Source organism: Kitasatospora sp. P5_F3 (genome assembly GCF_054049135.1).
In genome coordinates, this window is sequence record NZ_JBFUMY010000020.1 from 18,360 (window position 1) to 44,324 (window position 25,965).

At 72.2% G+C, this 25,965-nt stretch carries 21 protein-coding genes; 14 read left to right on the plus strand and 7 right to left on the minus strand.

Annotation, left to right across the window (positions count from 1 at the left end):
• Positions 1-114 precede the first annotated feature (114 nt).
• Both ACXJMZ_RS15180 and ACXJMZ_RS15185 read left to right on the plus strand, forming a co-directional pair.
• The gene (locus ACXJMZ_RS15180; protein WP_457030556.1) at positions 115-1,764 is read left to right on the plus strand and encodes a M4 family metallopeptidase; all 1,650 of its coding nucleotides are present in this window, start codon (positions 115-117) and stop codon (positions 1,762-1,764) included.
• Positions 1,765-2,304: 540 nt separating this feature from the next.
• Positions 2,305-3,951, plus strand: coding sequence for a M4 family metallopeptidase (locus tag ACXJMZ_RS15185; RefSeq protein ID WP_457030557.1), 1,647 nt, complete (start codon positions 2,305-2,307; stop codon positions 3,949-3,951).
• Between the two features lie 71 nt (positions 3,952-4,022).
• Here the strand turns inward: ACXJMZ_RS15185 and ACXJMZ_RS15190 are convergent, their stop codons facing one another.
• Positions 4,023-4,346, minus strand: coding sequence for a DUF3817 domain-containing protein (locus ACXJMZ_RS15190; RefSeq protein WP_457030558.1), 324 nt, complete (start codon positions 4,344-4,346; stop codon positions 4,023-4,025).
• Positions 4,347-4,515: 169 nt separating this feature from the next.
• On the opposite strand from ACXJMZ_RS15190, the gene ACXJMZ_RS15195 reads away from it, so the two are divergent.
• Genes ACXJMZ_RS15195 through ACXJMZ_RS15210 form a run of 4 tightly spaced genes read left to right on the plus strand, consistent with a single transcriptional unit; the run spans position 4,516 to position 7,316 of the window.
• Positions 4,516-5,154, plus strand: coding sequence for an AIM24 family protein (locus ACXJMZ_RS15195; RefSeq protein ID WP_082598042.1), 639 nt, complete (start codon positions 4,516-4,518; stop codon positions 5,152-5,154).
• Positions 5,154-5,804 carry an AIM24 family protein gene (locus ACXJMZ_RS15200; protein ID WP_457030559.1) on the plus strand — a complete coding sequence of 217 codons (651 nt, stop codon included), beginning with the start codon at positions 5,154-5,156 and terminating at the stop codon, positions 5,802-5,804. The genes ACXJMZ_RS15195 and ACXJMZ_RS15200 overlap by 1 nt, the downstream gene beginning before the upstream one ends.
• On the plus strand, positions 5,804-6,739 hold the full coding sequence (locus ACXJMZ_RS15205; protein ID WP_457030560.1) for an AIM24 family protein: 936 nt from the start codon (positions 5,804-5,806) through the stop codon (positions 6,737-6,739). The genes ACXJMZ_RS15200 and ACXJMZ_RS15205 overlap by 1 nt, the downstream gene beginning before the upstream one ends.
• A 55-nt stretch (positions 6,740-6,794) precedes the next feature.
• Positions 6,795-7,316 carry a MarR family winged helix-turn-helix transcriptional regulator gene (locus ACXJMZ_RS15210; protein ID WP_457030561.1) on the plus strand — a complete coding sequence of 174 codons (522 nt, stop codon included), beginning with the start codon at positions 6,795-6,797 and terminating at the stop codon, positions 7,314-7,316.
• A gap of 164 nt (positions 7,317-7,480) precedes the next feature.
• On the opposite strand, the gene meaB is transcribed toward ACXJMZ_RS15210, so the two are convergent.
• On the minus strand, positions 7,481-8,437 hold the full coding sequence (meaB, locus tag ACXJMZ_RS15215) for a methylmalonyl Co-A mutase-associated GTPase MeaB (protein ID WP_457030562.1): 957 nt from the start codon (positions 8,435-8,437) through the stop codon (positions 7,481-7,483).
• Positions 8,438-8,515: 78 nt separating this feature from the next.
• Entirely contained in the window at positions 8,516-9,703 is a 1,188-nt protein-coding gene (locus ACXJMZ_RS15220) for an acetyl-CoA C-acetyltransferase (RefSeq protein ID WP_457030563.1), read from the minus strand.
• 250 nt (positions 9,704-9,953) lie between these two features.
• Between ACXJMZ_RS15220 and mce the strand changes: the two genes are divergently transcribed.
• The 3 genes from mce (at position 9,954) to ACXJMZ_RS15235 (ending at position 16,172) form a co-directional block, all read left to right on the plus strand.
• Positions 9,954-10,385 carry a methylmalonyl-CoA epimerase gene (gene mce, locus ACXJMZ_RS15225; RefSeq protein WP_403035059.1) on the plus strand — a complete coding sequence of 144 codons (432 nt, stop codon included), beginning with the start codon at positions 9,954-9,956 and terminating at the stop codon, positions 10,383-10,385.
• 452 nt (positions 10,386-10,837) lie between these two features.
• Positions 10,838-15,136 carry a hypothetical protein gene (locus ACXJMZ_RS15230; protein WP_457030564.1) on the plus strand — a complete coding sequence of 1,433 codons (4,299 nt, stop codon included), beginning with the start codon at positions 10,838-10,840 and terminating at the stop codon, positions 15,134-15,136.
• Positions 15,137-15,242: 106 nt separating this feature from the next.
• Positions 15,243-16,172 (plus strand): cellulose-binding protein, encoded by a 930-nt coding sequence (locus tag ACXJMZ_RS15235; protein ID WP_457030565.1) that lies wholly within the window; start codon positions 15,243-15,245, stop codon positions 16,170-16,172.
• 283 nt (positions 16,173-16,455) lie between these two features.
• On the opposite strand, the gene ACXJMZ_RS15240 is transcribed toward ACXJMZ_RS15235, so the two are convergent.
• Positions 16,456-17,223, minus strand: a complete 768-nt coding sequence (locus ACXJMZ_RS15240; RefSeq protein WP_457030566.1) for an alpha/beta fold hydrolase — start codon at positions 17,221-17,223, stop codon at positions 16,456-16,458.
• 90 nt (positions 17,224-17,313) lie between these two features.
• Here ACXJMZ_RS15240 and ACXJMZ_RS15245 point away from each other — a divergent pair, with 90 nt between their 5' ends.
• From ACXJMZ_RS15245 to ACXJMZ_RS15255, 3 genes are read left to right on the plus strand one after another with little or no spacing between them, the layout of a single operon-like run.
• A complete protein-coding gene (locus ACXJMZ_RS15245; protein ID WP_457030567.1) occupies positions 17,314-18,309 on the plus strand; it encodes an ABC transporter ATP-binding protein in 996 nt (331 codons plus the stop codon).
• Position 18,310: 1 nt separating this feature from the next.
• On the plus strand, positions 18,311-19,078 hold the full coding sequence (locus ACXJMZ_RS15250; protein ID WP_457030568.1) for an ABC transporter permease subunit: 768 nt from the start codon (positions 18,311-18,313) through the stop codon (positions 19,076-19,078).
• 60 nt (positions 19,079-19,138) lie between these two features.
• Entirely contained in the window at positions 19,139-20,185 is a 1,047-nt protein-coding gene (locus ACXJMZ_RS15255) for an NAD(P)-dependent oxidoreductase (RefSeq protein WP_457030569.1), read from the plus strand.
• A gap of 9 nt (positions 20,186-20,194) precedes the next feature.
• Here ACXJMZ_RS15255 and ACXJMZ_RS15260 read toward each other — a convergent pair whose 3' ends face one another.
• Positions 20,195-20,521, minus strand: a complete 327-nt coding sequence (locus tag ACXJMZ_RS15260; protein ID WP_457030570.1) for an ATP/GTP-binding protein — start codon at positions 20,519-20,521, stop codon at positions 20,195-20,197.
• Between the two features lie 339 nt (positions 20,522-20,860).
• Between ACXJMZ_RS15260 and ACXJMZ_RS15265 the strand changes: the two genes are divergently transcribed.
• Entirely contained in the window at positions 20,861-22,000 is a 1,140-nt protein-coding gene (locus tag ACXJMZ_RS15265) for an LLM class flavin-dependent oxidoreductase (protein WP_457030594.1), read from the plus strand.
• Between the two features lie 84 nt (positions 22,001-22,084).
• Here ACXJMZ_RS15265 and ACXJMZ_RS15270 read toward each other — a convergent pair whose 3' ends face one another.
• Complete coding sequence (locus ACXJMZ_RS15270; RefSeq protein WP_057226806.1) at positions 22,085-22,477, minus strand: SCO5389 family protein; 393 nt, start codon at positions 22,475-22,477, stop codon at positions 22,085-22,087.
• A gap of 569 nt (positions 22,478-23,046) precedes the next feature.
• On the opposite strand from ACXJMZ_RS15270, the gene nucS reads away from it, so the two are divergent.
• Complete coding sequence (nucS, locus tag ACXJMZ_RS15275) at positions 23,047-23,706, plus strand: endonuclease NucS (protein WP_457030571.1); 660 nt, start codon at positions 23,047-23,049, stop codon at positions 23,704-23,706.
• A gap of 14 nt (positions 23,707-23,720) precedes the next feature.
• Here the strand turns inward: nucS and ACXJMZ_RS15280 are convergent, their stop codons facing one another.
• Positions 23,721-25,907 (minus strand): ATP-binding protein, encoded by a 2,187-nt coding sequence (locus tag ACXJMZ_RS15280; RefSeq protein ID WP_457030572.1) that lies wholly within the window; start codon positions 25,905-25,907, stop codon positions 23,721-23,723.
• Between the last annotated feature and the right edge of the window lie 58 nt (positions 25,908-25,965).

The window sequence follows — 25,965 nt, forward strand, 5'->3', positions numbered from 1 at the left end:
GACCGCACGGAGCAGCACGTCAGCATCCGCTCCGCCCCGCAGGCACTAACCCCTGGTGCCCCGGAGCGAGGTGCGACCGCGCACACGCGGTTGATTCCCGGAAGGAACCCGTACGTGAAGCGAAAGCTGACAGTCGGAGCCGCACTCTCCGCCACGGTGATCCTCGCCAGCGCCATCCAGATCGGCGCCGGGACCGCCCAGGCCGCGCCGACCCCGGCGAGCAGCAAGGGCTCCACCTTCCAGCGCGCCGAACTCACGGCGCTGGCCCAGTCGTACGCTCCGGCCGTGGCCAAGGCCGCCGGCCTCGGCGCCTCGGAGACGCTGGTCGCCAAGGACGCCGTGATCGACGCCAACGGCGCCAAGCACCTGCGCTTCGAGCGCACCTTCTCCGGCCTCTCCGTGATCGGTGGCGACCTGGTCGCGCACCTGGCCCCGAACGGCAAGGTCAGCTCGATCGACCGGGCCACCGAGGCCACCATCGCCCTGCCCGGTCTGACCCCCGCCGTGCCGGCCGACCAGGCGGCCAAGCAGGCCACCGGCGCCGTGCAGGCCACCGTCGGCCTGACGATCGCCCAGGACGAGTCGCCGCTCAAGGCTGTCACCGGCACCGGCAGCCCGGTCCTGGTGGTCTGGGCCCAGTCCGGCACCCCGCGCCTCGCCTATCAGACGGTGGTCGAGGGGATCCGGGAGAGCGGCGTCCCGAGTGCGCAGAACCTGGTCACCGACGCGGCGACCGGCGAGGTGCTCGCCACGCACGAGCAGTACCTCGCGGCGGCCGCCACCGGCAGCGGCAAGGGCGTGCACGTCGGCTCGGTCACCCTGACCACCAACTACACGGGCTCCACCTACGAGTTGAAGGACCCGACCCGGGGCAACACCCGCACCGTCGGCCTGGCCGGCGGCACCTCGGGCAACGGCACGCTGTTCACCGACGCCGACAACGTCTGGGGCAACGGGCTGGCCACCAACATCCAGTCGGCCGCGGTGGACGCCCAGTACGGCGCGGTGGCGACCTGGGACTACTACAAGAGCAGCTTCAACCGCCTGGGCATCCGCAACGACAACGTCGGCGCGGTCAGCCGGGTGCACTACGGCAGCAACTACGTCAACGCGTTCTGGAGCGACTCCTGCTTCTGCATGACGTACGGCGACGGCGCCTCCAACACCCACCCGCTGACCGCGATCGACGTGGCCGGCCACGAGATGACGCACGGCGTCACCGCCAACACCGCGGGCCTGGTCTACTCCGGCGAGTCCGGCGGCCTGAACGAGGCCACCTCGGACATCTTCGGCACCATGGTCGAGTGGTACGCCAACCTGTCGGTCGACCCGGGTGACTACCTGATCGGCGAGAAGATCAACATCAACGGGAACGGCACGCCGCTCCGCTACATGGACAAGCCCTCCAAGGACGGCGCGTCCAAGGACTCCTGGTACTCCGGGGTCGGCAACGTGGACGTGCACTACTCCTCGGGCGTGGCGAACCACTTCTTCTACCTGCTCTCCGAGGGCAGCGGCGCCAAGACCATCAACGGCGTCAGCTACAACAGCCCGACCAGTAACGGCTCGACCCTGACCGGTATCAGCCGTGCCAAGGCCGCCGCGATCTGGTACCGCGCGCTGACCGTGTACTTCACCTCCACCACCAACTACAAGGCCGCGCGCACCGCCACCCTGAAGGCGGCGTCCGACCTGTACGGCGGCACGGCGAGCACCGAGTACAAGGCGGTCGCGGCCGCCTGGTCCGGGGTCAACGTCAACTGACGCCCTCGCAGCAGCGCGCCGCAGCCGGGTCTCCCAGGTCGGGGGCCCGGCTGCGGCGTTGTTAGCAGGTACCCGGCAAGCCGATCAAGAGAACGGTCTGGCGAGGTCCCGCCAGCGTTGTTTCTGGTACATACCAGGACAGCAATCCGCCGAAACACTGCCGCAATCTTCGTATTGGTCTGGACAGTTGCCGATTTTCGACGGTTGTTCAGGTTCCGTTCGCGTCGAAACTCCGCTTCTGCGCCGGGTTTTGGCTGATTTGTCGGTTATGCCATGGAGTTGATCAGGCCATCACGCAGCGTTCCGAGCTGGCGGGAGCTGGCCAACTCTGAGCTGAGACCTGTCATTTCACCAGGTGCATTGTCATGCTTCTGGCCAGCCCCGTACCGGCACCGGCCGCCCCACCACTCCGGCCGGATGCCGCTTGACCGCACGGAGCAGCACGTCAGCATCCGCTCCGCCCCGACGGCACTAACCCCTGGTGCCACGGAGTGAGGTGCGACCGCGCACACGCGGTTGATCTTCGGAAGGAACCTGCACGTGAAGCGAAAGCTGACTGTCGGCGCCGCCCTCTCGGCCACTGTGATCCTCGCCAGTGCCATCCAGGTCAGCGTCGGAACGGCCCAGGCCGCCCCCGTTCCCGCGAGCAGCAAGGGTTCCACCCTGCAGCGCGCCGAGCTGAAGACCCTCGCCCAGTCCTACGCCGCGGCCGTGGCCAAGGCCGCCGGCCTCGGCGCCTCGGAGACGCTGGTCGCCAAGGACGCCGTGGTGGACGCCAACGGCGCCAAGCACCTGCGCTTCGAGCGCACTTACGCCGGCCTGCCGGTGGTCGGTGGCGACCTGGTCGCGCACCTGAACCCGGCCGGCAAGGTCACGTCGGTGGGCAAGGCCGCCGAGGCCACCATCGCGCTGCCGAGCCTGACCCCGTCCGTGCCGGCCGAGAAGGCGGCCAAGCAGGCCACCGGCGCCGTGCAGGCCACCGTCGGCCTGACCATCGACGAGGACGAGAGCCCGATCAAGGAGGTCACCGGCTCGACCCCCGCCAAGCTGGTGATCTGGGCCACCTCCGGCACCCCGCGCCTCGCCTACGAGACCGTCGTCGAGGGCGTCCGCGAGAGCGGCATACCCAGCGCCCAGAAGCTGGTCACCGACGCCGCCACCGGCGAGGTGCTCTCCACCCACGAGCAGTACCTCGCGGCCGCCGCCTCCGGCACCGGCAAGGGCGTCTTCGTCGGTTCGGTCCCGCTGACCACCAACTCCGCCAGCGGCACGTACCAGCTGAAGGACCCCAGCCGGGGCAACATGTACACCACCACGCTCAACAGCAAGACCTCGGGCAACGGCACCCTGCTGACCGACACCGACAACGTCTGGGGCACCGGCCTGGTCTCCAGCAGCCAGTCGGCCGCCGTGGACGCCCAGTTCGGCGCGGCAGCCACCTGGGACTTCTACAAGAACTCGTTCGGCCGCCTCGGCATCCGCAACGACGGTGTCGGCGCCTTCAGCCGGGTGCACTACGGCCGCAGCTACGTCAACGCGTTCTGGAGCGACCAGTGCTTCTGCATGACGTACGGCGACGGTGCCTCCAACACCCACCCGCTGACCGAGCTTGACGTGGCGGGCCACGAGATGACCCACGGCGTCACCTCCAACACCGCCGGCCTGAACTACTCGGGTGAGTCCGGCGGCCTCAACGAGGCCACCTCGGACATCTTCGGCACCATGGTCGAGTTCTCGGCGAACCTCGCGGCCGACAAGGGCGACTACCTGATCGGCGAGCTGATCAACATCAACGGTGACGGCACGCCGCTCCGTTACATGGACAAGCCCTCCAAGGACGGTGGCTCGGCGGACGCCTGGTACTCCGGCGTCGGCTCGGTCGACGTGCACTACTCCTCGGGCCCGGCCAACCACTTCTTCTACCTGCTCTCCGAGGGCAGCGGCGCCAAGACCGTCAACGGCGTCAGCTACAACAGCCCGACCAGCAACGGCTCGACCCTGACCGGCATCGGCCGGGACAAGGCCGCGGCGATCTGGTACCGCGCGCTGACCGTGTACTGGACCTCCACCACCAACTACGCGGGCGCCCGTACCGGCACCCTCAGCGCGGCGGCGGACCTGTACGGCGCGGGCAGCGCCGAGTACAACGCGGTCGCGGCCGCCTGGGCCGGGGTCAACGTCAACTGACGTCCCGCCACCTGAACACACGACAGCCCGGGCCCCTCGGAGGGGAGGCCCGGGCTGTCGTGTCGTCTGCGTCAGGCGGTGGCGGGCTGCCCGGGGGCCGGGTACTCGCCGCGCTCCTCCTTGGCCAGCATCCGCTCGGCCACGAAGCCGCCGAACGGCACCACCGAGAGCACGAACAGGATCGCGCCGCGCTTGGCGTCCCAGCGCTGCTTCTGCCAGGCCAGCGCGAGGAAGACCAGGTAGAGCACGAAGAGGACGCCGTGCACCCTGCCCATCACCGGCACGGCGTTGAAGTCCGTGGTGCGCTTGAGCACCGAGCAGACCAGCAGCAGCAGGAAGGACAGGCCCTCGGGGGCGGACACGAGGCGCAGACGGTGGACGGCGCTGCTCTTCACGGCGGAACCTCACTACAGGGATCGGCTGGCTTGTGAACCGGTACACAAACCGGCCACCCATTATGACCCTTTCTTTACCCGCCTCCGGCGGCCGGGGGTGTGTACCGGATGTGTACCAGTGGCCGTCACCCTCTCCCGGCGCCCGGGCCGTGGCCGCTATGGTCACCGCGTGGCTCAGTTTCGACTCCAGGGATCAAAGGTGCTCGCCGTCGACATGACGGGCGACGCGGTCAAGGCCCGCAACGGATGCATGGTTGCGTACACGGGCCAGATGAACTTCAAGAAGCTCAGCGGCGGTGGCAACGGCCTGCGTGGCATGGTCACCCGTCGGCTGACGGGTGAGCAGATGGAGGTCATGGAGGTTCAGGGGCAGGGCACCTGCTTCTTCGCCGACCGGGCCACCGAGGTCAACCTCGTACGGCTGAACGGCGAGACGCTGTTCGTCGAGGCGGACAACCTGCTCTGCACCGAGGGCAGCCTGCAGACCGGCACCAGCTTCACCGGTCTGAACGGGATGGCCTCCGGCACCGGCCTGTTCACCACCAAGGTGGACGGGCACGGCTGGGCGGCGCTCACCTCCAAGGGCCCGGCGATCATCCTCCGGGTCTCCCAGGGGCAGCCGCTCCGGGTGGACCCGGGCGCGTACGTCGCGCACACCGGCAACCTCAACCGCGCGCTGAAGTCCGGCGGCGGCTGGACCACGCTGATCGGCGAGGGCGGTGGCGAGGCGATGCAGGTGGAGTTCACCGGCGAGGGCCTGGTCTACATCCAGCCGTCCGAGCGGCTCACCTTCGGGGGCGACGTCTGATGCCGTTCACCAAGATCAACAGCAAGCTGATCGAGGCCAAGGTCTTCTCCGGGCAGCGGATCTTCAGCCAGCGCGGCTCGATGATCGCCTACACCGGCGAGGTCGCGTTCACCCCCAACCTGACCGGCGGTCAGGGCGGCGTGATGGGCATGATCGGCCGCCGGGTGGCCAACGAGGACGTCCCGCTGATGACCGTCGAGGGCCAGGGCAGCGTGCTGTTCGGCCACGGCGGCCACCACATCCAGATCATCGAGCTCACCGGCGACACCCTGAACGTCGAGGCCGACCGGCTGCTCGCCTTCGACGGCACGCTCCGGCAGACCACCGTCTTCCTCGGCTCGCAGGGCGGCGTGATGGGCATGGTGCGCGGCCAGGTCAGCGGGCAGGGCCTGTTCACCACCCAGCTGAGCGGCCAGGGTTCGGTCGCGGTGATGGCACACGGCGGCTTCGTCGAACTGCCGATCACCCCGAACCAGCCGGTGCACGTCGACCCGCAGGCGTACGTCGCGCACCGCGGCCAGGTCCAGAACAAGCTGTCCACGTCGGTGGGTTGGCGCGACATGGTCGGACGCGGCTCCGGCGAGGCGTTCCAGCTGGAACTCTCCGGCAACGGTGTGGTGTACGTCCAGGCGAGCGAGGAGAAGCTCTGATGTCCTACCCGCCTCAGTACCCGCCGCAGCAGCCCGGCTATCCGCAGCAGCAGCCGGGCTACCCGCCGCAGCCCGGCTACGGCGCTCCCCAGCAGCAGTACCCGGCACAGCCGCCGCAGCCCGGTTACGGCGCCCCCGAGGGCCCGCAGGTGCACGACGCGCACAGCCTGCCGGTCAACGACAACGTCAACCCGTACGCCTTCTCGGTCGACCTGAACGGCCCGTACTACCTGCAGAAGGGGAAGATGATCGCCTACTACGGCGACGTCCGCTTCTCCGGCATCGGCCAGGGCTCGATCGACCGCGCGCTCGGCCGCAACTTCAACTCCCCGCTGCACGCCACCGACTGGGTGGTGGCCGAGGGCCGGGGCAAGCTGCTGCTCGCCGACCGGGCCTTCGACCTCAACTCGTACGACCTGGAGAACGGCAACCTGACGGTCCGTTCGGGGAACCTGCTGGCCTTCGAACCGACCCTGGCGCTCAAGCAGTCGATCATCCCGGGCTTCCTCACCCTGATCGGGACGGGCAAGTTCGTGGCCGCCTCGAACGGCCCGGTGCACTTCGTCGAGCCGCCGATCCGGGTGGACCCGCAGGCCCTGGTCGGCTGGGCCGACTGCCCCGCGCCCTGCCACCACTACGACCACGGCTACATGCACGGTGTGCTCGGCGGACTGCGCCAGCTGACCGGGCTCGGCGGGGCCTCCGGCGAGGAGCACCAGTTCGAGTTCATCGGGGCCGGCACGGTGCTGATCCAGTCCAGTGAGACCCTGATGGCCGAGCGCTCGGTCGGCGTGGTGCACCAGGAGGCCGGCGTCCCCGGCGGCGGGTACGGCGTACCGCCACAGCAGCAGGGTCACGGCCAGAGCCAGTTGCCGAACGTGAACGTCCCTGGCCTGGGGAATCTCGGCGACATCGGACGCCGTTTCGGCCTGTAGGCGGAGCGGTTCGTCTAATTGTATAACTTTTAACAACCTCGGCTATAGTGTTGCCATGGACACCCCCGCCGACACCCCCGCAGCGGTCTCCTCCCCGTCGTCCTCGGCGGAGGAGGAGACCCCCTGGCTCTCCGCCAAGGAGCAGCAGTTCTGGCGTGCCCACCTGGAGGTCAGCCACCTGCTGGACTACCAGCTCGGCCGGGAGCTCCAGCCGCACGGTCTCGCCAACAACGACTACGAGATCCTGGTCGTGCTCTCCGAATCCCCCGACCGGCGGATGCGGATGACCGACCTGGCCACCGCGACCCTCCAGTCCAAGAGCCGGCTCTCGCACCAGATCACCCGGATGGAGAACGCCGGCCTGGTACTCCGTCAGGAGTGTCCGGGCGACCGCCGCGGCCTCTACGCCCACCTCACCGAACACGGCTGGGACATCCTGCAGAAGGTCGCCCCCGACCACGTCCGCTCGGTGCGCCACCACTTCATCGACCGCTTCACCCCCGAGCAGATCGACACCCTGTACGCGGCCCTCGCCCCGGTCGCCGACCACCTCCGCAGCCTGCGGGGCCGCAGCTGACCCTCCGGGCAGGTACCACCAGGGGCTCGGGGAACTGCGACGCCGACCCTTGCAAGGTGATCCGTACGTAAGTGGTCAGGCACTTTCGTACGTGACCCCGGCGCCGGATCTCCTCGCAGTTCCCCGAGCCCCTGACCGTAGATGCTCGAGCGCCTGCCAAAAGTTCAGCTCTGCGTCAAGCCGGCGACCAGCGTGTCCGCTGCTCCGTACGGGTCCAACGTGCCGTCAGCGACGCGTTCCGCCAAGGCGGACAGCTGCCGGTCGCCGTGCAGGTCGCCGATCCGGGCCCGGAGGGTGGAGAGGGCGATCGCCTCGATCTCGTCCGCCGCCCGCCGCCGCCGGCGGACCGCGAGTTCGCCGGTCTCGGCCAGCCAGGCCCGGTGCTTCTCCAGGGCCTCGACCACCTCGTCGATGCCCTCGCCCCGGGCGGCCACGGTCTTCACGATCGGCGGCCGCCAGTCCCCCGCACCGCGCGACTCCCCCAGCCCGAGCATGTGGTTGAGCTCGCGCGCGGTCGCGTCCGCACCGTCCCGGTCGGCCTTGTTGACCACGAAGACGTCGCCGATCTCCAGGATTCCGGCCTTGGCCGCCTGGATGCCGTCCCCCATGCCGGGGGCGAGCAGCACCACGGTGGTGTCGGCCTGGGCGGCCACCTCCACCTCGGACTGGCCGACCCCGACGGTCTCCACCAGGATCACCTCGCAGCCGGCCCCGTCCAGCACCCGCAGGGCCTGCGGCGCCGTCCAGGACAGCCCGCCGAGGTGCCCCCGGGTGGCCATCGAGCGGATGAACACCTCCGGGTCGGTGGCGTGCTCCTGCATCCGGACCCGGTCACCGAGCAGCGCCCCGCCGGAGAACGGCGAGGACGGGTCGACCGCCAGCACGCCGACCCGCTTGCCGAGCCGCCGGTAGGCGGAGACCAGCGCGGAGGTCGAGGTCGACTTGCCGACACCGGGCGACCCGGTCAGCCCGACCGTGTACGCCTGCCCGGTGTACGGGGCCAACGCGGCCATCGCCTCCCGCAGTTGCGGGGCGGCGTTCTCCACCAGCGAGATCAGCCGCGCCACGGCGCGCGGGCGCCCCTCCCGGGCCTGCTCGACCAGCGTGGGGACGTCGATCATGCGCGTTGCTCCTCGGTCTCGCTAAGGACAGAGCCGCCGGACGGTGTCGTCCGGCGGCCCCGACAGTACGTCAGCCGGTCAGGCCTTCGGCACCCGGACGATCAGTGCGTCGCCCTGACCGCCACCGCCGCAGAGCGCGGCCGCGCCGACCCCGCCGCCACGGCGCTGGAGCTCCAGTGCCAGGGTCAGCACCACGCGGGCGCCGGACATCCCGATCGGGTGGCCGAGCGCGATCGCGCCGCCGTTCACGTTGACCTTGTCCTCGGTGACGCCGAGGTCCTTCATCGACTGGTGCGAGACGGCCGCGAAGGCCTCGTTGATCTCGATCAGGTCGAGGTCCTCGACGCCGATGCCCTCCTTGGAGAGGGCGTGCTTGATGGCGTTGGACGGCTGCGACTGGAGCGAGTTGTCCGGGCCCGCGACGTTGCCGTGCGCGCCGATCTCGGCGATCCAGCTCAGGCCCAGCTCCTCGGCCTTGGCCTTGCTCATCACGATCACCGCGGCGGCGCCGTCGGAGATCTGCGAGGCGGTGCCGGCCGTGATGGTGCCGTCCTTGGCGAAGGCCGGGCGCAGCTTGGCCAGCGTCTCCACCGTGGTCTCGGCGCGGATGCCCTCGTCCTGGCTGAAGACGACCGGGTCGCCCTTGCGCTGCGGGATCTCGACCGGGACGATCTCGGCGTCGAAGACACCGTTCTTCTGCGCGGCGGCGGCGCGCTGGTGCGAGAGCGCGGCCAGCTGGTCCTGGACCTCGCGGCCGATGCCGAGGCGGGTGTTGTGGGTCTCGGTCGACTGGCCCATCGGGATGCCCTCGTAGGCGTCCGTCAGACCGTCGTGGGCCATCGAGTCGAGCATCTCGATCGCGCCGTACTTGAAGCCCTCGCGGGACTTCGGCAGCAGGTGCGGGGCGTTGGTCATCGACTCCTGGCCGCCCGCGACCACGATGTCGAACTCGCCCGCGCGGATCAGCTGGTCGGCCAGCGCGATCGCGTCCAGACCGGAGAGGCAGACCTTGTTGATGGTCAGCGCCGGGACGTTCATCGGGATGCCGGCCTTGACCGCGGCCTGGCGGGCGGGGATCTGGCCGGCGCCGGCCTGGAGCACCTGGCCCATGATCACGTACTGGATCTGATCGGGGGTCAGACCGGCCCGCTCGACCGCGGCCTTGATCGCGAAGCCGCCGAGTTCGGCACCGGAGAATCCCTTGAGCGAGCCGAGCAGCCGGCCCATCGGGGTTCGGGCACCAGCGACGATCACTGAAGTAGTCATGAGACGAGCCCCTTCGCGCGTCAAGGCCATGAGGGTGTGGGGACGCGGCTCAATGTACTGACCCGTAACCCGTGCGTCACCGGAGCCGAGGTGTGATCAGCGGCACGTGTCACTGCCTGGTCAACACCGTGTCAGCGCAGCTTGGGTGAATTGTGAGCAGGCTCGCACGCGGCATGCTGGCGCTGCCTCAACTCCGTGCGCTGCACTGGTACCCACCCTTCAAACCCCTCACTCCTCCCGGAGGCCAGCCGTGCTGACCCGCATCGACCACATCGGGATCGCCTGCTTCGACCTGGACAAGACCGTCGAGTTCTACCGCGCCACGTACGGCTTCGAGGTCTTCCACAGCGAGGTGAACGAGGAGCAGGGCGTCCGCGAGGCGATGCTGAAGATCAACGACACCGGCGACGGCGGCGCCTCCTACCTCCAGCTGCTGGAGCCGACCCGGGAGGACTCCACGGTCGCCAAGTGGCTGGCGAAGAACGGCGAGGGCGTGCACCACATCGCCTTCGGCACCGCGGACGTGGACGGCGACGCGGCCGACATCAAGGCCAAGGGCGTCCGGGTGCTGTACGAGGAGCCCCGGATCGGCTCGATGGGCTCCCGGATCACCTTCCTGCACCCGAAGGACTGCGGCGGCGTGCTGACCGAGCTGGTCACCTCGGCGACCACCGGGCACTGACGCCACGGGCGGGGCTGTGAGCCCCGCCCCAAGCGGGGCTCAGGCCCCGGGCCCCGCCCACGACCCGTCGGTAACCTTGGAAAACCCCCACTCGCCCATTCCCCTGCGGGCCGCGCACACTACAATGCCGAAGTGCGCGAAGCTCCGGGGAGGACCGGTCCGGCGGGCACGGCCGGTGGCGGGGACAGCAAGGGCTGATCCCGGCACAAGGGGAGTCCACCAACCGGGCGCGGCTGTAGAGCTGCGGTCCGGATCTGTCACCATTCTCCACAGGCAAGAGTTCGCTCAGGAGTCCACCCGGACGGCGGAGCGCGATTTCGTCGCGCGCCGGTGACCGACGGCTCCGACCGTGGCACCCGCCACGGCTGCAAGGACCAGCTGATCCGGCCCCACGGTGGGGTTACCGGCCGGCCGGGTCGAGGACGCGACCAGGAGATGGATGGGACCGCGGAGTGCGGGGCAACGACCGCTACGAGGCTGACGATCACCTCTCCCAGTTCGAGGCCGAGATGGATCGGACTCGCAAGGAGCGGGACAAGACCGTCCAGCATGCCGAGGACCTCGCCTACCAGGTGGAGGTGCTCCGGGCCAAGCTGCACGAATCCCGTCGGCAGCTCGCCCAGCCGCGTGCCTTCGACTCCGTCTCCGGGCAGGCCGAGCAGCTCCTGCACAACGCCGAGATGCAGGCCCAGCAACTCCGCGCGGACGCCGAGCGCCAGCTCCGCGAGTCGCAGGCGGCCACCCAGCGCCTGATGGCCGAGGCCGCCGAGCGCACCGCCCGGCTGGAGGCCGAGCTCGCCGCTCGCCGGCGCCAGCTGGACGACGAGCTGACCGAGCTCCGCCGCAGCGCCGAACGGCACGTCAACGAGAACGTCTCCTGGGCCGAGCAGACCAGGGCCGGGACGGAGCAGGAGTCCCAGCGACTGCTCCAAGAGGCCCGCGCCGAGGCCGAGCGGATGGTCACCGCCGCCCGCGCCGAGGCCGCCGCACTGGCCGACCACGCCCGCGCGCAGACCGCCGCCGACGTGGACGCCGCCCGGGGCGAGGCGCAGGCCGCCGTGGAAGCCGCGCTGGTCCGCGCGCAGAACGACGCCGAGCGGCTGCTCAGGGCCGCCTCCGAGCAGGCCCAGCAGGCCAACGCGCAGGCCGAGGCGGTCACCGGCGAGGCCCAGCAGCAGCTGGCCGGCGCGCAGGCCGCCGCCGACCAGCAGCTCGCGGTGGCCCGGGCCGAGATCACCCAGCTCAAGCAGCAGGCCGCCGAGGACCAGCAGCGCGCCACCGAGGCACTGGACCAGGCCCAGGCGGAGATAGAGCGGCTGCGTACCGAGGCGCTGGCCGAGGCCGAGCGGGCCCGGCAGGAGGCCGCCGAGCTGCGCGCCCGCGCCGAGGCCGCCGCCGAGCAGCTGCAGATCGAGGCGGAGGCCGCGGTGCAGCGGCTGGTCGCCGACGGCGAGGCGGCCAGCGACCAGCGTTCGCAGACCGCCAAGGCCGAGATCGCCCGGATGGTGGCCACCGCCACCAAGGAGACCGACCGGATCAAGGCCGACGCCGCCAACGCCAAGGCCGAGGCGGAGGCCGCCAGGGCCGCCGCCGCCGAGGAGAGCGAGCGGCTGCGCGGCGCGGCCGAGAGCGTCGCGGCCCAGCTGCGGGCCGAGGCCGAGGCGACCATCGCCGCGCTGCGGGCCGAGGCCGAGCAGGAGATCGCCGCACTGCGCGCCGAGGCACAGGCCGCCGCCGAGCAGCTGGCCGCCGAGGCCCGGGAGGCCGGTCGGGCCGAGGGGGCCAAGGACGCCACCGTGCACCTGGTCAAGGCTGCCAAGCAGGCCGACGAGGCGGTGACCCGGGCCAGGGCCGAGGCCGAGGCCACCGTGACGGCGGCCGGCACCGAGGCGGAGCGGCTGCTGGCCGAGGCGGACGCCGAGGCCGGGCAGCTGCGCGAGCAGGCCAGGGCCGCGATGGAGCAGGCCCAGAACGCCGCGCTGGACGATGCTGCCGCACTCCGCGAGCAGATCCGCCAGGCCCACGACGAGGCCGCCCAACTCCGGTCCGAGGCCGAGGAGTTGCGCACCCGGGCGGCCGCCGAGGCGGAGCGGGTGGAGAACGAGGCCCGGCGGCAGGCGGTGCTCCGGATCGAGGAGTCCGCGAAGACCGCCGAGGAGCTGCTCACCAAGGCCAAGACCGACGCGGACGAGCTGCGCGCGGGTGCGGCCGCCGAGGTGGAGCGGCTGCGCGAGCAGACCGAGGCGCAGGCCGTGGAGACCCAGGGCCGGGCCGAGCAGACGCTCGCCAGGGCCAGGGCCGAGGCCGAGAAGCTGGTCGCCGGAGCCGAGCAGCAGGGCCAGGACGCGATCACCTCGGCGAAGGCCGCCGCCGCCGAGAACCGGGGCGCCGCCGAGCGGGAGACCGCCGAACTGCGCCGCGAGGCAACCGAGTTCGACCGGCGGGTGCGGGCCGAGGCGCAGGCCGCCGCCGAGCAGCTGGCCGCCGAGGCCCGGGAGACCGCCGGGGCGGCCCGCGCCGAGGCCGCCGAGTGGGCCGACAACCACCGTGCCGGAGCCGAGAGTTGGGCCCTCCAGCAGCGTGGCGAGGCAGAGGCCGACGCCAACGCCCTGCGCGAGGAGAGCCGCCGCGAGCGGGCCGAGGCGAGTGCCGCCTTGGAGCGCGAGCAGCGCGAGACCGCCGAACTGCTGACCGCCGCCCGGGCCGAGCGGGCCGAGGCCGGCACCGCCGCCGCCGAACTGCGCGCCACCGCCGAGCGGGAGACCGCCGAGCTGCGCGCCGCCGCCGAGGCCGCGAGCACCGAGCTGACCGAGCGGACCGCCGCCGAGACCGCCGAACTCCGGGCCACCGCCGAGGCCGAGACCACCGCGCTGCGCGCCCTGGTCGCCGCCGAGACCACCGAGCTGACCGAGCGGACGGCCGCCGAGACGGCCGAGCTGCGCGCCGCCGCCGAGGCCGAGGCCGGTGAGCTACGGGCCGAGGGCGCCCGGGAGCTGGCCGAGGCGCAGGAGCGGGCCGCCACCGCCGTCACCGAGGTCGGTGAGCTGCGGGCCGAGGCCACCGCCGAGATCGCCGAGCTCCGGTCCAAGGCCGAGCGCAAGGCGGCCGAGCTGGTCTCCGCCGCCGAGGACGAGGCCGCCGAGACCCGGCAGTCGGTGGCCGGTCTGTACGAGACCGCCTCCCAGCAGATCGCCGAACTCCGCGCCACCGCCGAGCGGGAGAGCACCGAGACCCGCGAGCTGGCGGAGCTGGAAGCGGCCGAACTGCGCGAGATCGCCGACCGGGAGACCGCCGAGCTGCGCGCCGCCGCCGAGGCCGAGGCCACCGCGCTGCACGAGCGGACCGCCGCCGAGCTGACCGCCGACCGGGAGCAGACCGCCGCCGAGATCGGGCAGCAGCGGGCCGAGGCGCAGGCGTACGACCAGCGGCTGCGGGCCGAGGCGGAGACCGAGCGGGCGGACGCGCTGGGCTTCGCCGAGCAGTGCCGCGCGGAGGCCGAGGCGCAGGCCCGGCAGACCACCCACGAGGCGGACGAGCGGGCTGCGGCCGCCGTCGCCGAGGCGGAGGACTTCGCCGCCGCGCTGCGGGCCGAGGCCGAGGAGTACGCGCTGGCCACCCGCACCCTGGCGGAGGACTACGAGAGCGCCACCCGAAACCGGGCCGACGCGTACGACCGGGAGACCAGGGAGGCCGCCGAGCAGTTCGACCGGGCCACCCGGGAGCAGGCCAAGTCGGTGCTGGAGCGGGCGTTCGCGGACGCCGAGTCGCTGGGCGAGGACGCCCAGGCCACCGCGCTGGCCACCACCGCCGCCGCCGAGGAGCAGGCCGACGCGATGGTGGCGGCCGCCCGCAAGGAGGCCGAGCGGCTCACCGCCGCCGGCGAGGCGGCCGGGCAGGGCGAGGTCGAGCGGGCGAGGACGGACGCCGACGCGCTGCTCTCCGAGGCCCGCCGGGACGCCACCGCGGTCCGCGAGCGGGCGGAGGAGCTGCGCGAGCGCACCGACGCCGAGATCGAGGCGCTGCACGAGCGGGCCCGCAAGGAGAACGCGCAGGCCATGAAGTCGGCCGGCGAGCGGGTGGACACCCTGGTGACGGCGGCTCAGGAGCAGCTCACCGAGGCCGAGGAGCAGTCCGCCAAGGCGGTCGCCGACGCCGAGGCGAAGGCGGCGAAGCTGGTCTCCGACGCCGAGGAGAAGGCCGCCGAGCTCACCTCGGAGGCCTCGGCGGAGGCCGGCAAGGTCCGGATCTCCGCGGTCCGCAAGGCCGAGGGCCTGCTCAAGGAGGCGGACCAGAAGCTCGCCGACTCCACGGCGCGCGCCGACAAGCTGCGCACCGAGGCGGAGGAGCGGCTGAAGTCCGCTCAGGAGGAGGCCGAGCAGCAGCTCGAGGCCGCCTCCGAGCAGGCCGAGAAACGACTGCGCCGGGCCGACGAGGGAGCGGAGGAGCAGCTCTCGCTGGCGGCCGAGGAGGCCGAGCGACTGCTGTCCGAGGCACGGGCCGAGGCGCAGCGCGTGACCGACGAGGGTCGCCGGGAGTTGGACGAGCTGGTGCGCAGGCGCAAGGACATCAACACCGAGATCTCTCGGGTCCAGGACGTGCTCTCCGCGCTGGAGGCCTTTGAGGCACCGTCACCGGTCGCGCAGGGCAACGGGGGAAGCAGTGGCAAGAAGGACGGGGCGTCGAAGGCCGGTGCCGGAGTGGGCGCTCCTCGTTCGGGTGGCAATCGCTCCGGTGGCGCACCACCCGATTGAGCGGACATTGTCCGTGAAGCAACGGCGTTTCGCCTTCGACACTCCGATAACGTGTCAGGATTCCCTCAACCACCTCAGCGGTTAACGACAGGAAGCCCAGAACCCCATGAGCGACAGTCACTCCCCTCACGGCTTCGACCTGGTGCGCCGTGGGTACGAGCGCGCCCAGGTCGACGAGCGGATCACCAAGCTGGTGGCCGACCGCGACTCCGCGCTGACCAGGATCGGCGCGCTGGAGAAGCGCATCGAGGAGCTCCACCTGGAGACCCAGAGCGCCCAGGCCGCGGTCAGCGATGCCGAGCCGTCGTACGCCGGGCTCGGTGCCCGGGTCGAGAAGATCCTCCGCCTCGCCGAGGAGGAGGCGAAGGACCTGCGCGACGAGGCGCACCGCGCCGCCGAGCAGCACCGCGAGCTGGCCGAGGCCGCCGCGCAGCAGGTCCGTACCGAGGCGGAGAACTACGCCAAGGACCGCAAGGCCAAGGCCGAGGACGAGGGTCTGCGGATCGTCGACAAGGCCAAGAGCGACAGCGCCCAGCTGCGCGCCGAGGCCAACAAGGACGCGCAGAACAAGCGCGAGGAGGCGGACGCCCTCTTCGAGGAGACCCGCACCAAGGCCGCCCAGGCCGCGCTGGAGTTCGAGACCAACCTGGCCAAGCGCCGCGAGCAGTCCGAGCGTGACCTGGCGGCCCGTCAGGCCAAGGCCGAGAAGCGTCTGGCCGAGATCGAGCACCGGGCCGAGCAGCTCCGCCTGGAGGCCGAGAAGCTCCGTACCGACGCCGAGCGCCGCGCCCGCCAGACGGTGGAGACGGCCCAGCGCCAGTCCGAGGACATCGTGGCCGACGCGAACGCCAAGGCCGACCGGATCCGCAGCGAGTCCGAGCGCGAGCTGGCGGCGCTCACCAACCGCCGCGACTCGATCAACGCCCAGCTCACCAACGTGCGCGAGATGCTCGCCACGCTGACCGGCGCGGCCGTGGCCGCCGCCACCCTGCCGGCCGACGACGCCCTCGGCGTGCCCGCCCAGCAGTCCCGCTGACGCCTGATCGGCCGGGCCCGCACCTCTTCGGAGGTGCGGGCCCGTTCGCGTTCCCCCGGGGCATTTCATCCGACGGCCGTACGCGGTTCAGCCCGAATCCGTCCGCCGCTGGGACGCCTGCCCGAGGCTGACCGGTCAGGCGGCTCGCCCGCTGACCCAGGGCCGCCGCTCCCCCGGGCCCGGCCGGCGGCATCGCGGGAGGGACCGTCACCCTGACCGCGCCGACCGGACACCAGGTGGCCACGGGCCCGGGGGAACGGCCTCCGGAGACTGTCTCAAGGCTCTAGCACCGGCGCAGCAGCGCCCGGACCACCGCGGTGAAGCTCTCCGGGGCCTCCAGCGAACTCAGGTGACCGACGCCGGGGATGACGGTCAGTTCGGCGTCCGGGAGGGTCTCGGCCATCACCCTGGCCTCCGCCAGCGGGGTGAGCGCGTCGTGCTCGCCGACCACCACGGCGGCCGGTACCGACAGGGCGGCCAGGGTGGGCAGCGAGTCGGGCCGGGCGGCCATCGCCCGCTGCGCCCAGGCCACCGCCTGCGGGGACGCCTCGGCGATCATCGCCCGTACCCGGTCGGCCAGTTCGGGGTCGACGGCCGGGCCGAGCAGGCCGTCCTCGATCTTCTCCTCCGCCAGGATCCGGACGCTGTTCCTGGCCAGCACCGCACCGGCGATCCGCTCCCGGTTGGCCCGGGCGGCGTCGCCGTCCGCGACCGCCTTGGTGTCGGCCAGCAGCAGCCCGGAGATCCGCTCGGCGTGCCGGCGGGCGAAGGCCATCGCCACGTACCCGCCCATCGACAGGCCGCCGATCACCGCCCGCTCGATCTCCAACTCGTCCAGCACCGCCGCGATGTCGTCCGCGACCAGGTCGAGCGAGGGCGCCCCCTCGGCCGGGGCCGAGCCGCCGAAGCCGCGCTGGTCCGGTGTGATCACCAGGGCGACGTCCGCGAGCGAGTCGGTCTGGGCCTGCCACATCCGGGCGGCCAGCGGGAAGGCGTGCAGCAGCACCAGTGGCGTACCTGTGCCGTGCGCGGTGAAGGCGGGGAGAGTCATGACACCACCGTAGAGCGGCTCGCCGATCGGCCGGGGCAGCGCGCTGGCCTGTCCGAATTGTCATAGCCTGACGGGGAGTAAGGAGCGCAGATGATCGAGCTGCACGAACTGACGAAACGTTACGGCGACACCCTCGCGGTGGACGGCCTGAGCTTCCAGGTACCGCAGGGCGTGGTGACCGGATTCCTCGGCCCGAACGGCGCGGGCAAGTCCACCACCATGCGGATGATCCTCGACCTGGACCGGCCGACCAGCGGCAAGGTCACCATCGACGGCCGGCGGTACGGGCAGCTGAACGAGCCGCTCAAGTACATCGGCGCCCTGCTGGAGGCGAAGGCCGTGCACCCCGGCCGGACCGCCTACGACCACCTGCTCTGGCTGGCGCAGAGCAACCGCATCCCGCGCAAGCGGGTGGACGAGGTGCTCGCCCTGGTCGGGCTGAGCTCGGTCGCGAAGAAGCGCTCCCGGGGCTTCTCGCTCGGCATGGGGCAGCGGCTCGGCATCGCCTCCGCACTGCTCGGCGACCCCGAGATCCTGATGTTCGACGAGCCGGTGAACGGGCTCGACCCCGAAGGCATCCTGTGGATCCGCAACCTGATGAAGGGTCTGGCCTCCGAGGGCCGCACGGTCTTCGTCTCCTCGCACCTGATGAGCGAGATGGCACTGACCGCCGACCACCTGGTGGTGATCGGCCAGGGCAAGCTGCTGGCCGACCTCTCGATGGCGGACTTCATCAAGCAGAACTCCCGCTCGGCGGTCCGGATCCGCACCCCGCACGTGGAGCAGCTGCTCACCGCCCTGCACGGGGCCGGGCTGAACGCCGAGGCCGGCCCGGACGGCTCGTACGAGATCGAGGACGGCGACCTCGCCCACATCGGTGAGCTGGCCGCCACGCACGGGGTGACCCTGCACGAGCTGAGCCCGCAGCAGGCGTCCCTGGAGGAGGCGTTCATGCAGATGACGGCGGACTCCGTGCAGTACCACGCGGGCGACGGAACGGGACCGGTGCCGGGCCAGGACGCGGCAGGTGCCTGGGGCGCCGGCTGGCAGCCCAGGGACGCGGCAGCCGCCGGAAAGGAGAGCTGAGATGGCGTCATTCCCCGCGGTCCTGCAGTCCGAGTGGACCAAGATCCGCAGCGTCCGCTCCACCGTCTGGACGCTCCTCCTCGCCTTCGTGATCACCCTGGTCGTCGGGGGGTTGGCCTCGCTGGTCACCAAGCTCAACTTCGACGAGTTCAACGAGCACGCCACCAGCACCTTCGACGCCACCGGGACGGCCTTCTCCGGCATCATGCTGGGGGAGTTGGCCATCATCGTGTTCGGGGTGCTGGCGATCGGCAACGAGTACAGCAGCGGCATGATCCGGGTCAGCCTTGCCGCAGTCCCCCAGCGGGGCACGCTGCTGCTCGGCAAGGCCGCCGTACTCGGGACGCTGGCGCTGGCGGTGTCGGTAGTCACCGCCTTCGTCACGTTCTTCGTCGGCCAGGCGCTGCTCGGCGACCACTCCACCACGATCGGCTCGCCCAACGTCCTGCGGGCGGTCTGCGGGGCGGCCCTGTACCTGACCATGCTCTGCCTGTTCTCGGCGGGCGTGACCACGATGCTGCACAACCAGACCCTCGCACTCGGCCTGCTGGTTCCGTTCTTCTTCCTGCTCTCGCCGATCCTCTCGATCGTGCCGTGGGTGAGGACGGGCGCCCGCTACTTCCCCGACTACGCGGGCTCCCGGATGATGCTGGTCTACGAGCAGACCGACCAGCCGTACGGCCCCTGGGCCGGCTTCTTCATCTGCCTGGCCTGGACGGTGGCCGCCCTCCTCGGCGGCATCCTGGTCCTGAAGAAGCGCGACGCCTGACCCCACGTACCCGCGAGGCCGGGGTTGCCCGGTCGCCGACGCCCCTGCCAGGGTGACCCGGTGACCGAGCAACCCCGGCCTCGCGTACTGATCGCCGCCGCAGCACCCGACGACCTGCTGACGCTGGAGCTGGACCGCTACCTGGCCGCCGGTCTCGACCTCACCGTGAACCTCTGGCGGCTCGCCGCAGCCACCGTCCGGCGGGGCTGGGACGGCCGGGTGGCCTTCACCGACTTCGACGGCACCGACCCGGCCGCCCTGCTCGGCGCGTACCTCGCCGACGGGCTCGGGTACGACGCGGTGAAGACCCGGGCGGCGGTGCCGATCCGGGCCGAGTTCTTCGCCGCCGGTACCGACCCGGCGCTGGCCCACCCGCTCCGGGTGGTCGGCCAGTCCGGGGCCGGGGTGAACCACATCGACACCGAGGCGGCGGCCCGGCACGGCGTACGGGTCGTCAACACCCCGGGCACCACCTCGGTGGCGGTGGCCGAGTTCGCGCTGGCCCAACTGCTGGCGCTGCTGCGCGGCCTGACGGAGCACAACACCGCCGCGCACCGGGGCGAGTGGCCGAAGGCCGTGCCACGGCCGCGACAGCTCTCCGAACTCCGGCTGGGCATCCTGGGCTTCGGGCTGATCGGTCGGGCGCTGGCGGCCCGCGCAACGGCGCTGGGGATGCCGGTGAGCGCATACAGCCGGTCGCTGACCGCCGAGGACGCCGAGCGGCTGGGCGTCCGCCGGGCCGGTTCGCCGGCCGCGCTGCTGGCCGAGGCGGACGTGCTCTCGCTGCACCTGCCGCTCACCCCGGCCAGCCGGGGCCTGCTCGGCGCCGCGGAGCTGGCCGCGATGCGGCCGGGATCGCTGCTGCTCAACACCGCGCGGGGCGGCATCGTGGACGAGGCCGCACTGGCCGCCGCGCTGCGCGACCCGGCCCATCCGCTGGCCGGGGCCGCCGTGGACACCTTCGAGCACGAGCACGCGGCCTTCGCCTCACCGCTGTTCGGCCTGCCCAACGCGCTGCTGACCCCGCACGTGGCGGGTATGACGCGGACCGCGATGGCCGACTCCGCCGTGCTCTGTGCGGACCGGATCGCCGGCGTACTGGCCTAGCCGCCGAGGCTAGTAGCGCGGAGCGCCGCGCCCGCGCTGCAGGTTGGAGGTGCGCCGTTCGCGCGCCGTCCAGCAGGCCCGGTGCCAGTGGCGCCGGTCGTCGACGCCGCCGCCGTGGGCGGGCCAGGCGACCACGTGGCCGACGCCCGGGGGGATCTCCTGGTCGCAGCCCGGACACCGGTAGTGGCGCCCGGCGGTACCCGCCACGGTCTGCACCACCCACTCCTCGCCGCCGTACTCCTCGGTGCGGCGGAGGGAGGCGCCGAGCGGGGTGCCGACGGGCTCGGTGGTGGTGGTGGCGGTCCACTTCCGCTGCTGGTTACGACGGGGCGACACGTCTGCACCTCTCGGTGGGCTCTGACTGGTCGTTCCAGGGTAAGGGCACCCGACGCAGGGTCTGAGGCACTACCACGTGAGCCGGTGGGCCTTCACGGTTTCCTCGGAGATCCACCCGATCTTCGGTCAATTGGGCCGTTCCGCGTGCCATTGGCACATGACATCGGTTACTCAACGAGGTGACAAGGCGGGGCTCGCAGACCCTGCGGCACCCGAGGAGGCCACCCGATGACCAAGACCAGTCCGCTGAACGGTAGTCAGGTCGACAGTTCACCCACTGCCCCGGCCCGCAGAACACTGCCGCTGCCGAGCATCCGGCAGCCCCCGGCCACCGACTCGATCCGGGTCGGCGCGTTCCTGCTGTCCGCCCAGTTCCCCGGCCAGAGCCATGCCGAGGCGCTCGAACGGACCGTCAGCGCCGCTGTCACGGCGGAACGTTCCGGCCTGGACTCGGTGTGGCTCGCCGAGCACCACTTCGTCCCGTACGGCGTCTGCCCGAACGCGGCGACCCTGGCGGCCCTGCTGCTCGGCCGGACCAGGCGGATCGGGGTCGGCACCGCCGTCAGCGTGCTCTCCACCACCCACCCGGTCTCGCTCGGCGAGCAGGCCGCGCTGCTGCACCTGACCTCGGGCGGACGGTTCACCCTCGGGGTCGGGCGCGGCGGCCCGTGGATCGACCTGGACGTCTTCGGCACCGGGGTGGCCGCCTACGAGGAGGGCTACACCGAGCGGCTCGACCTGCTGCTGCGCTGGCTGCGCGGCTCCCGGGTCGGCGCGGACGGACCGCAGTTCAGCTTCCCCGAGGTGGCCGTGGTGCCCCGGGCCGACAGCAGGGCCGACAGCAGGCCGGAGGTGCCCAGGCACGAGCTGGCGGGCTGGCTGGAGGGACGGTCCGGCACGCTGCACCGGTTCCCCCGGCAGCGGCCGGCCGGCGCACCCCGGGCCGAGTCGGCCGGGCCGCCGGTGGTGGTCGCCTGCACCTCGCCCGGCGGGGTCCGGTCGGCCGCCGAGCGCGGCCTGCCGATGCTGCTCGGGATGCACTCCGGCGACGAGGACAAGGTGCAGATGCTGGCCGCCTACCGGGCCGCCTGGCGGGCCTGCGGCCGGGGCGAGGAGCAGTTGGCCCGGGTCGAGCGGGAGCACCTGGCGGCCGGGGTGGTGCAGGTCGCCGACCGGACCTCGGAGGCCAGGGCCAGGCTGCTCGGCGCGATGCCGGGCTGGTTCGAGTACGGGCTCGGCGCACACCGCACGGTGGACGGCCGGGAGCGCCGGATGCGCGACCCGCGCGAGTACACCGAACTGCTCTGCGACCTGCACGCGGTGGGCACGCCCCGGCAGTGCGCGGACCGGCTGCTGGCCACCGCCGAGCGGACCGGGCTGCGGCGCTTCGCGCTGCTCGCCGAGGGGTCGGGCGAGCACGCCGCGACCATGGCCAACATCGCCCGGCTCGGCTCCGAGGTGCTCCCGCAGCTGAGCTGATCTGATCTGAGCTGCGTTGAACCGAAGCTGAGCGGACCGAAGGGCCGCCCCCGTGCCAGCGCCGGGGGCGGCCCTTCGGACTGCTCAGCAGTCGCGCAGTTCGTCCGACTGGTTGAGCAGCTGGGCCCGGACCGAGGTGAAGCGGGCGTACCGCTCCTCGGTCGAGTCGGCGGGCGCGAAGACCGCCACCCGGTGGCAGTTCTGGAACGCCAACCGGACCCCGAAGTGCCGCTGCAGCGCACCTCGGATCGCGTCGCTGGCCATCGCGCGCAGCAGCTGGCCACGGGCCTGCTCGCTGGGCGGCGGTACCTGGTTGTCGGCGAATTCGGTGCCGTCGACCTTGACCTGGGCGACCAGCGAACTGATCAGCTCCCAGGCGTACGGGAGAGAGGTGCGGACACAGTCGACGAACTCCCTCTCGTCGACCTCTCCTCTCTCGGCCTTCTCCAGCAGGGCTGGTGAGACGTCGAGCGACATGGGTTCTCCTCTCGCGGTCCACCCGGCGTGGCCGCCGGGTGGTCTTGCCGAGTCCTTGGTGCGGGTGGCGCCTTGGTGCGGGTGGTGCCGTGCCGTGAGTGGTGCCGTTCCGGTCCTGCTGCCGTGCTCTGCTCGTACTTGCCGTGAAGGTGGCGTTACGGTGCCGTGGTGATCATGGGTGTCGGCCGGGCTGACGCCGGCTCAGGGCATGCCTGATGCCCCCGCGCCCGGCTGCGGGCAGCACGAGGCGCGGCACACCGGTGCCGTGGCGGTGACGCGGGTGGAGCGACGACCGCTCACCACAGCGTGACAGCCCGGATTCAGTGCGGCTGGCGAATCCGCCGTTTTGTGTGGCAAACGCCACCTGGTCGGCCAGATTGGCCGGATACCGTCGGATCGTTCATCGAAGTTCTCCGTCCCCGTTGAGTGGAACCCGACGCCCGGACAGTCAACTGCCGTAGTGGCAAAGGCGAAGGGTGCCGACTCCATGGTTCGCCGTCTCCGCGAGTTCTTCACCCGGCTGTCGCGGTTTCGCATCAACTGGCCCCGCTGGGCTAGCGTGGTCGACCATGCGTCTTGTCATTGCCCGTTGCTCGGTCGACTATGCCGGTCGGCTCTCCGCCCACCTGCCGTCCGCCACCCGTCTGATCCTGGTGAAGGCCGACGGCAGCGTCAGCGTTCACGCCGACGACCGCGCCTACAAGCCCTTGAACTGGATGTCGCCGCCCTGCTCGCTGAAGCAGGCCGACGGCACCTGGACGGTGACCAACAAGGCCGGCGAGAAGCTGATCATCACCCTGGAGGAGGTGCTGCACGACTCCTCGCACGAGCTCGGGGTCGACCCCGGCCTGGTGAAGGACGGCGTGGAGGCCCACCTGCAGGAGCTGCTCGCGGACCGGATGGAGGTACTGGGCGCCGGCTGGGCGCTGATCCGCCGTGAGTACCCCACCGCGATCGGCCCGGTGGACATCCTGTGCCGCGACTCGGACGGCGCCACCGTGGCGATCGAGATCAAGCGGCGCGGCGAGATCGACGGTGTCGAACAGCTCACCCGCTACCTCGAACTGCTCAACCGCGACCCACTGCTGGCCCCGGTGAAGGGCGTCTTCGCCGCGCAGGAGATCAAGCCGCAGGCCCGGGTGCTGGCCACCGACCGCGGCATCGGCTGCGTGGTGCTCGACTACGACGAGCTGCGCGGCATCGACGACGACAAGCTCAAGCTGTTCTGAGGCGGCTGCGAGACCTATCCGGTGGACTCGCTGGGTGACGGGCTCGGCGACGGGCTCGGGCTCGGCGACGGGCTCGGGGTCGGAGTGGGCGGGCTGCTGGTCTGAGCGGGCGAGGTGGGCGGCTTCGGCGTCGTCGGCTGGACCGGCGGCCGCGTGCTGGTCGAAGCGCTCGGCGAGGGGCTGGCCGAGGGCTTGCGCGAGGTGCGTGAGCTGCTCGGCGACGGGCTCGGCGAGTCCGAGGTCTCGGTGGACGGGCTCGGGACGGCGGACGGGCTCGGCGAGGCGCTGCCGGTACCGAGGTCGAGGTTCCCGGCGTAGCCGTCCTCGTTCACCGTGCCGCTGTGACCCGGGGTCTTGGAGTCGCTCCTGACCAGGCTGAAACCGACCGCCGTACCGAGCACCCCGAGCGCCAGCACGGCGGCCGAGGCCGCCAGCACCGTCCTGCGGGTGCCGCCGGTGGCGCCGGGGGTGGTGCGGAACCGGAACGGCACCTGGGCCGCGATCGCCCGGATGACGGGCCGTCGGCCGGCCGGAGCCGCCTCGATTCCCGCCACCGGACGGCCGGCCTCGGCGCGCAGCAGCTCCAGCATCCGGCGGGCGGCCGCGGTGCCGCGCGGCTGGCCCAGCGCGGCCCGCAGCGCGATCGCCGCCTCCAGCTCACCGGCGGCCTGCTGCGCCGATCCGGTGCAGAACGCCAGCACCCCCAACTCGTGGTGGAACCAGGCCTCCTCGGCCGCCGCCCCGACCGCCCTGGCGGCCTCCAGCCCGATCCGCAGTACCTGCTCCCAGGCACCCCAGCGCAGCGACAGCGCCAGGGCGGGCGCGGCGGCCGTGGCCAGCTGGAGCACCTGCTCGGGCCGGTCCGCGGCCCGGTCGGCCAGCAGTGCGCCGATCACCACCTCGGCCTCGGCGGCGATCTGCGCCGGGCTGACCGAGCTGTGCCCGACCCACCAGGAGAAGTGCTGGGCGGCGCCGTACGCGATCTCGCCGGGCGGCCAGTGCTCGGCGAGATCGTCCAGTACGCCGTCGGTGAGCCGGTGGTGGCCGCCGATCGAGACCGCCAGCCCACAGTCCGTCAGTTCGTGCAGGGCGCTCTCGCCCAGGCCGACGTCGATCAGGGCGGGCAGGTGCGGGGCGGTCGGGCACTCTCCGCCGAGTGCCAGCGCCAACCGCAGCACCGCCTGGGCCGGTTCGGTCAGTCCGGCCGCCAGCCGGGCCGCCGGGGCGGCGGTCTCGGCCACCGAGGGCAGCGGCACCGAGCGGCGCAGCTCGGTCTCCAGCACGGCCGGGTCGTCCGGCTCGTCGATCTCCTTGACCAGCCCGAAGACCCGGCTGCGGTCCTCGTGCGCGGCCACCAGGGTGTCCACCTGCGCGTCCCGCTGTCGGAGCAGCGCGGCCGCCTGGACGAAGCGCAGCGGCAGCCCCTCCGACTCGAACCAGAGGTCGACCGCCCAGGCCCGTTCGGTCTCGTCCAGCTGACGCCCGGCCAGCCGGCCGATCAGCGCCAGACAGGCGGCCCGGGACAGCCCGGCCACCGGATGGTCCTCCAGCCGCGAGCCCGGCTCCAGCAGCGGGCTGCCGGGGGCCACCGAGATCACGAAGGCGCAGTCCGGCGCGGTGGCCAGCAGCTCGTCCAGCTCGGGGCCGGACAGCTCGACGTCGTCGATCGCCACCACGGCACCCAACCGGGCCAGCAGGGCCCGCAGTTGGTACTGGTCGGGGTGGAACGGGGGCGACTGGTGGGTGGCCGCGTACAGGTCCTGCAGCAGGTCGGGGGCGGTCCGGCGGTGGCCGCTGAGCCGCACCACACCGTCCGGGGCGAGCTCGCCCGCCGCGTCGGCCACGGCGGCCAGCAGCGCACTACGGCCCGCACCGGCCTGGCCGACCAGCCGGATCGACCGGCCTTCGGCGAGCAGACCGAGCAGTTGGGCGACGTCCGCCTCGCGGTCGAGCAGCGGCAGGTCGGCCGCCGCACTGCCCAGCGCCAGCGGGCCGACGGCGGGGCTGGGGCCGAGCGCGGCCACCGTGCGGCCGCCGGGGGCCACCGAGATCCGGCGCGGCTCCGGCCGCCAGTCGTCCGGGCACGGCAGTGCCTCGGATCCGTCCGGACTGCCGACGGAGAGCAGCAGTTCACCGCTGACCAGATCCCCGGTCCGCAGTCGCAACGGCTCCTGCCCGAGCTCACCGGGTGGCTGTCCCACGATCTCGCTCCGCCCTCATTCGGCCGATTGTCTGACCGGAGACTAGAGCAGCGCGACC